This is a genomic window from Fimbriimonadaceae bacterium (assembly GCA_019638795.1).
GTDB lineage: Bacteria > Armatimonadota > Fimbriimonadia > Fimbriimonadales > Fimbriimonadaceae > JAHBTB01.
In genome coordinates this window covers 41542-53567 of record JAHBTB010000005.1, presented here as the reverse complement: position 1 = coordinate 53567, position 12026 = coordinate 41542, and the positions used below count along the sequence as shown (strand labels likewise).

Annotated in this window: 13 protein-coding genes; 7 read left to right on the top strand and 6 right to left on the bottom strand. The window is 65.1% G+C overall.

Features of this window, described 5'->3' with window-relative positions; all coding sequences use genetic code 11:
- Window positions 1-16: 16 nt before the first annotated feature.
- On the bottom strand, window positions 17-586 hold the full coding sequence (gene pdxT, locus KF857_07600) for a pyridoxal 5'-phosphate synthase glutaminase subunit PdxT (GenBank protein ID MBX3111858.1): 570 nt from the start codon (window positions 584-586) through the stop codon (window positions 17-19).
- A 69-nt stretch (window positions 587-655) separates the two neighbouring features.
- On the opposite strand from pdxT, the gene KF857_07595 reads away from it, so the two are divergent.
- The gene (locus KF857_07595; GenBank protein ID MBX3111857.1) at window positions 656-1636 is read left to right on the top strand and encodes an arginase; all 981 of its coding nucleotides are present in this window, start codon (window positions 656-658) and stop codon (window positions 1634-1636) included.
- Window positions 1633-2601, top strand: a complete 969-nt coding sequence (locus KF857_07590) for a KpsF/GutQ family sugar-phosphate isomerase (protein MBX3111856.1) — start codon at window positions 1633-1635, stop codon at window positions 2599-2601. Before KF857_07595 ends, KF857_07590 begins: the two co-directional genes overlap by 4 nt.
- 6 nt (window positions 2602-2607) lie before the next feature.
- On the opposite strand, the gene KF857_07585 is transcribed toward KF857_07590, so the two are convergent.
- From KF857_07585 to KF857_07570, 4 genes are all read right to left on the bottom strand, one after another.
- Entirely contained in the window at window positions 2608-3063 is a 456-nt protein-coding gene (locus tag KF857_07585; protein ID MBX3111855.1) for a hypothetical protein, read from the bottom strand.
- 110 nt (window positions 3064-3173) lie between these two features.
- Window positions 3174-3431, bottom strand: coding sequence for a 50S ribosomal protein L27 (gene rpmA / locus KF857_07580; GenBank protein ID MBX3111854.1), 258 nt, complete (start codon window positions 3429-3431; stop codon window positions 3174-3176).
- 4 nt (window positions 3432-3435) lie between these two features.
- Window positions 3436-3753, bottom strand: a complete 318-nt coding sequence (gene rplU / locus KF857_07575) for a 50S ribosomal protein L21 (protein ID MBX3111853.1) — start codon at window positions 3751-3753, stop codon at window positions 3436-3438.
- A gap of 158 nt (window positions 3754-3911) precedes the next feature.
- Window positions 3912-5282 carry a sensor domain-containing diguanylate cyclase gene (locus KF857_07570; protein ID MBX3111852.1) on the bottom strand — a complete coding sequence of 457 codons (1371 nt, stop codon included), beginning with the start codon at window positions 5280-5282 and terminating at the stop codon, window positions 3912-3914.
- Window positions 5283-5379: 97 nt separating this feature from the next.
- Between KF857_07570 and KF857_07565 the strand changes: the two genes are divergently transcribed.
- Window positions 5380-7200: a hypothetical protein gene (locus tag KF857_07565; GenBank protein ID MBX3111851.1), complete on the top strand. Its 1821-nt coding sequence runs from the start codon at window positions 5380-5382 to the stop codon at window positions 7198-7200.
- 403 nt (window positions 7201-7603) lie between these two features.
- A complete protein-coding gene (rpsR, locus tag KF857_07560) occupies window positions 7604-7882 on the top strand; it encodes a 30S ribosomal protein S18 (protein ID MBX3111850.1) in 279 nt (92 codons plus the stop codon).
- Window positions 7883-7933: 51 nt separating this feature from the next.
- On the opposite strand, the gene KF857_07555 is transcribed toward rpsR, so the two are convergent.
- The gene (locus tag KF857_07555) at window positions 7934-8854 is read right to left on the bottom strand and encodes a DUF3187 family protein (protein ID MBX3111849.1); all 921 of its coding nucleotides are present in this window, start codon (window positions 8852-8854) and stop codon (window positions 7934-7936) included.
- Window positions 8855-8979: 125 nt separating this feature from the next.
- On the opposite strand from KF857_07555, the gene KF857_07550 reads away from it, so the two are divergent.
- The 3 genes from KF857_07550 to KF857_07540 are packed head-to-tail and all read left to right on the top strand — an operon-like array spanning window position 8980 to window position 12025.
- A complete protein-coding gene (locus KF857_07550) occupies window positions 8980-9267 on the top strand; it encodes an AbrB/MazE/SpoVT family DNA-binding domain-containing protein (protein MBX3111848.1) in 288 nt (95 codons plus the stop codon).
- 5 nt (window positions 9268-9272) lie between these two features.
- Window positions 9273-10577, top strand: a complete 1305-nt coding sequence (locus tag KF857_07545; protein MBX3111847.1) for a TolC family protein — start codon at window positions 9273-9275, stop codon at window positions 10575-10577.
- Window positions 10574-12025, top strand: a complete 1452-nt coding sequence (locus KF857_07540) for an efflux RND transporter periplasmic adaptor subunit (protein ID MBX3111846.1) — start codon at window positions 10574-10576, stop codon at window positions 12023-12025. Before KF857_07545 ends, KF857_07540 begins: the two co-directional genes overlap by 4 nt.
- Window position 12026: the final 1 nt, after the last annotated feature.

The window sequence follows — 12026 nt, the reverse complement described above, 5'->3', positions numbered from 1 at the left end:
GCGGGGCCCCTTTTTTTCAAAGGCCCAAGAACCATTCGTGGAGGCCAGTGTCGTCGGTCAGCTCTGGGTGGAAGGACGTCCCGACGAGGTTGCCTTGCTTGACCGCGACGACCTTGCCGTCGTACAGGCCGACGACATCGACGCTGGGACCGTGCTCGACGACGATCGGAGCGCGGATGAAGACGCCGGTGACGGTCCTCCCGAGAGGTTCCAGGTGGACTTCGTCTTCGAAGCTGTGCACTTGCGCACCGAAGGCGTTGCGGCGGACGGTGACGTCGAGGAGGCCCAAACTGTACTGCTGGCGACCCTCGACTCGGTCGGCCATGAGGATCATGCCCATGCATGTGCCCCAGACGGGCCGTCCTTGGCGGGCGAAGTCGATCAGTGCAGAGCCGAGACCGAACCGGTCCATGAGCATGCCGACCGTCGTGCTCTCCCCACCGGGAACGACGACACGACGGACACCTTCGAGGTGCGCGGGGGTTTTGACCAGCCGGAGGGCCTCCGGCGGGACGCCGGCGCGGCGGAACGCGTCGAGGTGCTTGTCAAAGTCGCCCTGAACTCCCACAACGCCGACCAGGTCCATGACAGGGGATTCTACGGCGGTGGCGGTGAACTCAAGGGACCACGGGGCCGTGGCTAGTACAATGACCAGATGATCGACCTCATCGGCGCACCCTACGACCTGTCGGGTCCGATGCTGGGCAGTCGGATCGGCCCGTGGGCCATGCGCCTTTTGGGGTTCTCCCAAGCCCTGAAAGACTTGGGGGCGTCTGTCAACGACTTGGGTGACGCCTTCCCGATTTCGCAAGAGGTGCCCCAACGCCTGTCCAAACGGTACGCCGAGGGTATCAGCGCGTACAAGGCCCTTCGGAAGACGGTGGCAGGCAGCCTTAAGAAGGGCCATCTCCCCGTCGTCATGGGAGGTGACCATAGTCTTGCCATCGGGACGGTCTCCGGAGCCTTGGACGTCTATGGAGACGATCTGGCCGTGGTCTGGATCGACGCCCACATGGATTTGAACACCCCCGACACGACACCCTCGGGCAACATGCACGGCATGCCCTTGGCGGCGTTGACCATGCTCGCCCCCGGCATGCATTACGGTCGGACGGAGAAGTGGTCGAACGCGCTGACCGAAGCCTGGAGCGAGATTCTCTCCGACGTCGTGCCCCGTCCGGGGCTCCGACGGAGCAATGTGGCGTGGATCGGTCTGCGCGACGTGGACGAGGGCGAGGTGCGCAACCAGCAGGGCATGCCGGGATCCCTGGTCCTGACCATGCAAGACGTCGACCGGCTCACCGCACCGGGGGCGATCAAGGCTTTGGCCGATTGGACGGCCAGCACGGGGGCGAAAAAGCTGTGGATCAGCTTTGACGTCGACGCCCTGGACCCGGTGTTCGCGCCGGGGACGGGGACGGCCGTGCGTGGCGGCCTCACGTACCGGGAAGGGCACCTTTTGGCCGAGACCCTCCACGAAATCGGCTTCACGGAGGGCGGGCCGTTCCAGATCGTGGGTGTCGACCTTGTCGAGGTCAACCCCCTCCACGACAACCGGGGCGAGACGGCGCGGGTCGCCATCGAATGGGCGAGCAGCCTGTTCGGCAAGTCGATCATGCACAAGAAGACCCTATGAGCGTCCTTGAGGCAGTCCGGCGGGTCATGAGGGAGGAGGCGGAAGCCATCCAGGCCCTGTCCCAACGCTTGGACGGTGCCTTTGAGGACGCGGTGGGTCTCCTGTTGGGGTGCCGGGGCAGGGTGGTGACCTGTGGCGTGGGGAAGAGCGGTCACATCGCCGAGAAGGCGGCGGCGACGTTCGCCTCGACGGGCACGCCGTCGTTCTTCCTTCACGCTGCCGAGGCGGTACATGGTGACCTCGGCATGGTCAGGGACGAGGACGTCGTTCTGGTGTACACCTACAGTGGAGAGACCGACGAGGTCGTGCGGCTCTTTCCGTCGTTCAAGGCGATCGGTGCCCGGACCGTCGCGATGACGGGCCGGCCCGCGAGCACCACGGCGCGCCTCGCCGACTTGACCTTGGACCTGTCGGTCACTAAGGAAGCCTGCCCTAACAACCTGGCCCCGACGACCTCCACGACGGTGATGCTGGCGGTCAGCGACGCCTTGGCAGTGGCGGTGATGGAGGCCCGCGGCTTCGGGGCGACCGACTTCGCCCGGTTCCACCCCGCCGGCGCCCTAGGGAGGAGGTTGACCCTGACGGTGGCCGACGTCATGCGGACGGGGGCCGAACTTCCGGCCGTCCCGCCCGCGACGTCGCTGATGGACTGTCTCCAAGCCATTGGACGGGCCGGGGCGGGCGGTGTCGTGGTCGTGGACGACTCCGGTGGACTGGTCGGCTACATGTCGGACGGTGACCTGCGGCGATGGCTGACGACCCACGACGGGAAACTGGACGGGACCGCAGGTGAGGCCTGCACGCGCGGCGTGGCGACGTGCGAGCCGGACATCCTTGCGTTTGAGGCCCTTGAAGCCTTCGAGAACCATCCCAAGAAGATCGGCGAGATGCCGGTCGTCGACCGCTCGGGTCGCGTCGTCGGCCTGTTGATGCTCAAAGACCTGCTTCGCGCCGGCCTGGTCTAGTTGGGCCTAGAACCGGAACCGGTCCGGTCGGTTGCTGCTGTGTGCCTTGACTTGTGCGGCCAGGCGCCGGAACACCGCCCAGTATTCGCCACCCTTGTCGAGGTCGGTCCAGAGGTGTTCCGAGCCGTCGGCGAGGCGCACGTAGTGGCCAAACATGTAGTAGGCGACTTGGGCCTGGATCAAGCGTGAGTCGATCATCAGCCCGATCTCCTCTAGAAACCCGATGAAGTTGCGTCGTTCCTGGATCGACCGTTGGCCCAGGGCAGGGTCGCCGGAGACGATTTGGTCGAGGATCTCCTTGTAGGCAGGGGTTTCGAGAAACCGTCGCCGCATCGCAATGAAGTGCTCGGCCCGGATTTCCCGGTTCCGCCGCCAATATTCGGCGATGCCGCCCACAAAGCCGACAAACGCCACGACTCCCGCGACGACGATGCTGACGTCTTTGACCGTCCCGAGGTCCATGACGGCGATGATGGCGGGCCGCAACAGAGACGCCCCGGACTTTCAGGTCCGGGGCGTCCACTTGGTGAGACGAAGGGCTCAGGCCTAGCCGGCTTAGTTCCTCAGCGGTCTTAGGCTTGGTCGGCGTAGACGGCGATGCGGCGGCGGTCCTTCGGGCCCTCAAACTTCACGTGCCCGTCGATCAGGGCGAAGAGGGTGTGGTCGTTGCCAATGCCGACGCCAGGGCCAGGATAGAACTTGGTGCCACGCTGGCGGACCAAGATCATGCCGGGCTTGACGACCTGGCCGCCGAACCGCTTGACGCCGAGCCGCTGGGAGTTGGAATCGCGGCCGTTACGGGTGGAACCCTGTCCTTTTTTATGTGCCATAAGCTCACTTGCCTCCGACGACGTCGGTCACCAGGAGGTGGGTCTGCGGTTGGCGGTGGCCCCACCGCTTCCGCTCGTTCTTCTTCGGTTTGTAGTTGAACGCGTTGATCTTCTTGGCCTTGCCCTGGCGGACGATCTTGGCCTTGACCTTCGCGCCCTTCACAAAGGGGCTGCCGAGGGTGACGTTGCCGTCGCCGACGAGCATGACGACTTCGCCCAGCTCCACCGAGGTGCCCGGCTCACCGTCCAACTTTTCGACGATGAGGAGCTCGTTCTTTTCGGCTCGGTACTGTTTGCCACCGGTCTTGACTATCGCATACATCTTAAAGGCCTCCGGCCCTAGGGGCCTTTGCGGGACGCGGGCCGTCTTGCGCGGCCTCTGGGCATGGTTCGCCCGTCCCTGCTACTCGCAGGCGCATAGTATGGCATCGGTTGTCGCGACCGCGCAACTAAGGGTGGAGGACCGGTGGGCCCCCAGGACTAGCAGGCCCGCCGCCTGCCTTCGCCGGCGACTGCCACGCGGTTGCGGCCCGAGTGCTTGGCCTCGTACAGAGCGTTGTCGGCGGCCTTGAGAAGGGTGGGCGCGTCGTTCCCGCTTTCAGGAAAGGCCGCGCAGCCGAGGCTGGCCGTGATCGGGGCGTGACCGGTGTCGAGCCCTTCGATCGCCTTGCGGACGCGTTCAGCCGCCTTCTCCGTGGTAGCCAGGTCGCTGCCCGGCAGCACCAGAGTGAACTCTTCACCCCCGTAGCGGGCGGCCATGTCGTACCCACGGAGGTGCGAAGACAGGCAACTGGCCACGGCCTTCAGCACGGTGTCGCCCACGTCATGGCCCTGCTCTTCGTTGAACCGCCGGAAGTGGTCCACATCAAGCATGACGACCCCGACGGGCTTGCGCTCGCGCTGGGCCTCGACGATCCGGAGGGCGAGGTACTCCTGCATGGACCGGTGGTTGGCGATGCCCGTCAGTGGGTCGAGGGAGGCCATGCGCTCGGTCTTCTCAAACATGATCGCGCTATGGATGCCCATGGCGACGTGTTCGGCCAGCGACACCCACATGCCGTGACGGCGGAGGAACCTTTGGTCCTCGATCCGGGCGACAAGTTCGAGCACGCCCATGAGTTGGCCGGCGCTGACCAAGGGGAGGATGATCGCCGAGGTGTCGTCGGCGACGAGGAGGGCCTCATGTTCCGCCGTCAGGGGGTTGGCGCAGACCCTTGGCACCAAGAGCGGTTTCAAGCTCGTGGCGACGAGTCCTGCCGCGGTCTTGGCGCCTTCACCAAGGACGGGGCGCGCCAAACCGGCGATCGCTCCACGGTCGATGCCGACGGTGTCGGCAATCTCGAGAGTCCCGTCTTCGTTCACGACCCACAACAACGCCGCCAACAGGTCGAGGGCTGAGTAGAGAGCGTGGAGGATCCCCATCGCCAGGGCCTGGGTGCTTTGGTTGCGTGTCAAGGCTTTGCCAAGACGTTCCAAGGCCTGGGCGTGGCGTTGGAAGTGGTCAAGACGTTCCATGCAGTCCACCTCCGAGCTGGCGTCCGTGACCAAGATGTCGATCCGGCCCGGCCCTACCTGGGCAACCCACATCCGGTGGACACCCTCAAGGACTTCGGCTTGTCCGCAACCTCGGACACTGTGGGCCAAGGCGGCCCACACGGGGTCGTCGGCCGCCTTGGCCCGGGCGAGGCCAAACGCGGCAAGGACCCGCCCTTCACCGTCGAGGACGGCGTATCCGACGCGTTGAGGGTCGAAACTGGCGACCCCCTCCGGGAAGGCGACGTCGCACGTCACCGCGTCGGGGGACGGAGTGGGGACAACCGGCTTCTTGCGGGATGGACGCGTATGTGCCAATAAGGGCTCTCTTCCGTATCTTCGGCAGACTGGAGTCCCCTTTTGGGAACTCCTGACCAATACTTAGGGCCTTCGGTTCCGTCACACTCTTACGGAGATGAGACTTGCCTGGGGAATCGTGGCGCTGGCCGCCGGGGTGTTGATCGGGTGCGGCGGCGGCGGCGGCGGGACGTCCTCAGGGGGTGGGAACCTCGTGCTGGGCGCTTGCCCGGTCACCTCGGCGGACGCGAAGGTCGAGTATTCGACCAACTGGGGCCCGGCGTCGGCGTCGGCCTCGCAACTCTTGCAAATCTTTGACCAAGACGGCAAGCCGGTCCGGTCGGACAGCCTGAACGCGTCTTCGGGCACCACATTGACGCTGAACCAGATCACCGCCGGCGTGTACCAGTTCGTGGCGACGCTCTACAGCGGGCCCAACGCGACCGGAACGGTGTTGGGGACGGCCTCGACCGTGGTCGACTTGTGCAGCAATTCGGCGACCGTCGGCAAGTCCGCGCCGGTAGTGACCACGAACGCCGAAGCACCCCGGACGATGACCGTCTACCCGGGGTCGGTCACCCTGGTGGAAGGTCAGGTGCAAAAGTTCGTCGCCGCGGTGGCGGGGGCCAGCGGCTCGGCGGCGTTCTTCCCTCCGGCGAAGTTGGTATGGACGGCGGACGGCGCGATCGGCACGGTCAACCAGTCCGGTGTCTTGAACGCCGACGTCGCCGGGACGGGGCAGGTCAGTGCGTCGCTGACGGGGACGGGGGTCCGGGCCTCGTCGTCGGTAACGGTCAACCCGTTCCAGGTCACCCGCACCAAGTGGACGGTGCTGGTCTACATGAACGCGGCAAATGACCTGTACTCCGCCTCGACCTTGAACATGAACCAGATGGAGCAGGTCGCGGGCAACCCCGACGTCCGGTTTGTCGTGCAGTGGAAGCAAAGCCGCTCGGCGTTTCCGGCAAGCTCGTTTGACGGCGTCAGGCGCTACCTGGTCAAACCCGACTCGTCGGACGTTGTCGCCAGCCAACTGCTCCAGACCGATTTGAAAGACGGTGGGGGGAACCCATTGGACATGGGCAACCCGCAGACCCTGCGTGATTTCATCACCTGGGGCAAGACCAACTTCCCCGCCGACCGGTACGTCCTCGTGGTCTGGAACCACGGCAACGGGTGGCGACGCTCGGCCAAGGACTACGGGACACGGGGCTTCAGCTACGACGACGAGGCGGGCACGTCGATCAACACGTGGCAGATCAACCAGGCGCTGGGCAACGAGCACTTCGCCATCGTCGCCTGGGACTGCAGCCTGATGCAGATGGTCGAGGTCGCTTACGAACTGAAGGACAACTGCGACTATGTCGCCGGCAGCGAAGAGAGCCCGCCGGCGGAGGGTTACCCGTATCACACCGTCTTTGCCGGCTTCCGTGACAACCCGGACGACACCACCGCGAACTTGAGCAAGGGCTTTGTCGACGGTATGGTCAACAACCCGGCATACGTTTCGCGGAAAATCACCCAAAGCGTGGTGGACACCAGCAAGCTTCCCGCCTTGGTGACGGCGCTCTCGGCCATGGCCGACGGGCTCAACACGAACAAGGCGACGCTGGCCGGGGTCATCCAGACCGTCCGGAACAACGCCCAGTCGTATAGTCCGACCTCGGTCCGTGTCTATCGGGACATTGGCGACCTGTGCCTGCGGTTCGAGGCTGACGACACCGTCCCGGCAGGAGTCAAGACGAGTTGCGCCAACGTCAGGGCGGCCCTGGCCGACAGCCTGGTGTGGGAAGGACATAACAGCAACTCGCCGGGCAGCCACGGCCTTAGCGTCGACTTTTCGTCGGGCAGCGTGTTCACGGCGGTGGCGGCCGACTACGGTCTGATGAAGTTTGCGCGGGACAGTCACTGGGACGAGTTCTTGCAGGTGGCCCCGTAAAGGAAAAGGGGGGCCGGCGGGCGAGACCGGCCCCATGGGCTGGAGGGTTTATGGTTTTGCGAGAGGTTGCCTCGCTTTGAGGCGTCCTCCCCTTGTCAGGGTCATGTGTCGAGAAAAGTCGTCTTGTGAGGAGGTCGTTCCGCCTCCGGCCACCCGGGACGACGCTGATATTGCCAGTCTGGGCGGTGCGAGGCCGAAATCCGCGAAAGGTACCAACGGAGCATTGCTGGCATTGCCCGCAGGTCCCGCAGGTCGGCGGGCCCAAGGGCGACGCTCCGTGCTATACTCTGCCTCCCGAGAGCGGCACAAGCCGCCTCGACCCTGTTTGCGAGGATCAGCACAGCGCATGAGCGACGACAAGAACGCGATGATGGACGGAGCCAGTGAGAAGGCCGCCGTCGATATGGCCGAAGGCCGGGGCGGCGAGGGCCGCGGACGTAAAGGCCGACGGCGCAAGGTCAGCTTCCTGACGCTCAACAAGATCGACTACGTGGACTACAAGGACGTCAACGTCCTGCGGCGTTACCTGTCGGCCGACCGGGGGAAGATCCTCGCCAGCCGTCAGACCGGTAACACCGCCAAGCAGCAGCGGATGATCGCCCAGGCGATCAAGCGGGCCCGGGAAATGGCGCTGTTGCCGTTCGTGCTCAGCGAACCCGGCGAAGACCGCAAGCCGCGGTAAGCCTGCTGCCATCAAGGTTTCACGAGAGCCGCCCAGACCGGGCGGCTCTCGCTATTTCCGGCACCGCCAGACGATGCCAAATGTGAAGTCGGGGCCGACCTCGGCGCCCTGCGGGAAGTGGACCCAACTGAAGTCCTTGTCTTCGCTGAAGTACGCCGAGACCCACGAGTCGACACCGGTCCGGCGGGTGTAGCTGAAGCTGACGACCCGGTGCTCCATATCGACGTCGGGGACGCCAAGGTTTTGGGGCGCGCCCTCGGCCGTCCATTGGAGACCAAACGTGTCCCGACTGTTGCGTCGCCAAGCCAGGGCGACTGTCCCGGTCTCGACGAGCCCCTTGGTGTTGGCGAGGACACGGGGTCGGCCTTGGACGACAAGTCCTCCCGCCACCTGGAGGTCGAGCGACTTCCCGAGTTTGAAGGTGTGGTCAAGCGTCAACCCTGCGTCGACGTTGCCGCTGCCGAGGGCTTGGGAGGCGTCGCCGGTCGGTAGCTTCAACCAGGCCCGGGCCGCTGTCGCCGGCCCGATCGGTCTGCCGAAACCGACGGTCACGTCACCGAGGCCTGACGCCGACCCAAACCGAGGCGACCCGGGGAGCGTCACTTCGCTGTTGCCGAAGGGAGTCTGTTCGCGCAAGGGGACGCCGAAGGCGACCATCCGGTGGTAGCCGGCGATGATCGGGTCTAGGATGCCGCCACCACGGCTGAGGAAAGGGACTTCCAGAGTCCATTCGCCGTCTTTGGCCCCCCATCGGCGGAGGTAGGCCACGCGCCACGTTTCCGCGTCTTCCAAGAGGCCGGGGGCCCCGCGCATCTCGTTGGCGACGGTCCAATTCCAGGTCGTCTCGCCCTGGCCAGGGGCCAAGACCGGTCCCAACGGAAGGGGCCGGAGGAATTGGAGGGATGCGGTGCGGTTTACCCGCAGGGGCAACGCGGCCGGCTCTTGGGCCCAAGCGACACAGGGAAGCAGCAACACGCAACTGTACGGGCGCACCTGCCGTAGATACCCGAAACGTGGTCGCGGGCTCCGTGTGCTAAAGGTCACATCACGAATTTGTGTGAAATGTATGATAGAGTGTCGACGCGGAACCGACCTCGATGGCCCAAGACCCCAAACCCGACCACCAAGCGACTTCGCCAAAGTCCTGCTGCTTTGGTGACTGCTTCTATGGTGCGGCGACGGTCGGGGAACGTGGCCAGGTGGTCATTCCCGCGGAGGCGCGGCACAAGCTGGGAATCGCCCCCGGCGACAAGCTGCTGATCATGCGCCATCCCGAGTTGGAAGGCGTGATGATGTTCAAACTGGACTCCCTCCAGGGGTTCATGGAGGAGTTCATGCGTCGCATCGCGATGATCACAACGGAAGAGACTGAGGACACACCATGACTCTAATGCCTTTGCTCGCACTCGTGGCCGTGACGGCACAACAGCCGCCCGCCAAGCTGACGCTGGACGAGGCGGTGAAGATCGGTTCAACAAACGCCTTCAGCGTCCGGCAAGCCCAAAACCGGTTGGACAAGGCCACCTATAGCGAAAAGGCCAGCTACAAGGCACTGGGCCCGTCGATCAGCTTGGGGGGAAACTACACCTATCAAAAGCTCGAGTTCGAGTCATCAAACACGGGATCGAGCCCGGGTGCGTTTGGATTCGACGGCACCAACAAGTCGGTTTCGGCGACCCTGACCCAGCCGATCGACATCTCCGGCCTCATCCACTTGGCCGCGACCGTCCTCGCCGAGCAGCGCAAAGTCGCCACCCACGCCTTGTCCGTGGAGGAGAACAACATCCGCAGTGTCGTCAAGGCGAAGTTCCTTAACGTCCTGCAGGCCTCCGAACTGATCGACGTCCAGAGCGCCACGCTCAAAGCGAACCAGGAACGCCTTGAGAAAGGACAGGTCAAGTTTCGTGAGGGGGCGGTCTCCAAGTTCGAGGTGCTTCGGCTGGAAACCGAGGTCAAAAAGTCCGAGCAAGCGCTGATCGAGGCGCGGGCCAACCTGAAACTGGCCAAGCAAGACTTGAACAACACGCTCGGCCGTCCCGTCGAAGAGGACTTCGAACCGGTCCCCGTGACGGGTATCCCCAACGACATCCCCGAAGTGCAGACGATCGTCCGCCAAGCCCTTCTGAACAGGCCGGAGATCAAGCAAGCCACCGAGAACGTCGTGGCATTGGACGCGACCAAGAAGCTGACATGGCGCTCGATGCGGCCGTCGCTGAACCTGTCGGTCAGCCAGACGCACTACATCCAGCCGGCGGTCGGCTCCACCAAGGGCCAGACGATCGCCTCGTTGAACCTCACCGTGCCCGTCTACGACTCGGGCCAGACCCGGCTGAACGTCGAGGCCGCCCAGCGCGACGTCGACTTCGCCGAGATCAGCCTGGAGCAGATCAAGCTTGGCGTGTCCCTGGAGGCACAGACGGCCTACACCAACGCCAGGACCGCCCTGGACGCCATCGCCGTCGCCAAGGCCAACGTCACCCTTTCTGAGGAGGCTCTCCGGCTCGCCCAGCTCCGCTACGACCAACAGGTCGGCATCTTGCTCGATGTCACGACGGCCCAGACCGACCTGACGGCGGCAAGGGCCAGCTTGGTCGTCGCCAACTACAAGTACCTACAGGCCTACGCCGCGCTCCAAAAGGCCGTCGGCAATGACAACCTTGAACCCAACCCGCCCGTCCAGGAGAACCTGAAGTGAAATTTGCCTTGCCCGTTCTTTGCGCCCTCATCGCCTTGGGTGGCTGCGTCGACCGCGCCGCACAAAAGCAAGCTAAAGAGACCGCCAAAATCGTCACGGACCCGACGACGTTTGTCAGCGTCGAACCGGCCAAGCAGGAAGACGTCCCCGAATACCTGTCCCTGACGGGCCAGATCACCACGTCGGAAGACGTCACCGTCGGAGCGAAGAACGCCGGGCGGATCGTGGCTGTCTACGTGAAGGACGGTGACCAAGTGTCGGCCGGACAGGCGATCGCGGTGCAGGAGACCGCCGACGCCCGGGCGCGGCTCAGCCAAGCGCAGGCGGGCGTCAACTCGGCCCGCGCCAACCTGGAGCAGGCGAAGATCGACCGGGCCACCGCCCCCACCCGCACTTCCGCCGCGGTGAGGGCCAGCCAGTCGCGGGTCGCCCAGGCCCGACAACAGCTGGCCAAGCTCCTGAACGGCGCTCGTGAGGAGGACCGCCGGACGGCTGAGATCGCCGTCGACCGGGCCAAGAGCGACCTAGAGCTCGCCGACAAGAACCTGGCCCGCCAGAGGAACCTTTACAAGGAGGGTGCGGTGGCGCTGACCGACGTGGAGACGGCCGAGAACAAGCAGGCCAACGCCATGGCCGCCTATAAGTCGGCCCTTGAGCAACTTCGCCTCGCCCGAGACGCCTCGCGCCCCGAAGATGTGGCCGCGGCCCGCGAGTCGCTGCGCCAAGCCGAGGAGCAACTCAAGAGCGACCAGGCGACCAAGCAGTCCGACCCGGTCTATGAACAGCGTGTCCAAGCCGCCCAGGCGAACTATCAGTCAGCCCTCGACGCCCTGACCTTGGCGCGACAGGCCTTGGCCGACATGACCCTGCACGCGCCGGTGAGCGGCCGCATTTCGGGCCGTCCGCTTCAGCCGGGGACCTACGCCGGGCCGGGCACCGCGGTCGCCCACGTCGTCGGCTCCGGAGGAGCCTACTTTGACGCCCAGGTGCCCGAGGTGGACGTGTCCAAGATCAAGCCGGGCCAGCAAGTCGACGTCACCGTCACGGCGGCAGGGTCAGCGGTCTTTGCCGGGACAGTACGCTCGTTGGACCCGTTGGCTTCGTCGGTGGGACGGGTCTTCAGCGCCCGGATCGAGCTTGCTGACCCGGCCAACAGCCTCAAACCGGGTATGTACGCCAGTGGGCGCCTCCTTTTGGGGATCGACGCCGGCGCGGTGACGGTGCCGACGGCGGCGGTCCTGACCGACGGCCCCGACGCCCACGTCTTCGTGCTTGACGGGGACAAGGCCAAGCGAGTGGACGTCAAGCTGGTCCGCAACATCGAAGCCCGTAGCGTCGTCACGGGACTCAAAGCTGGCGACCAGGTGATTGTCCGAGGCCAGTCGACCCTTGTCGACGGCGCACCGGTCAAGGTGGGCACCGAGGCTCCCGCCGCGAAGGGGAACTGAC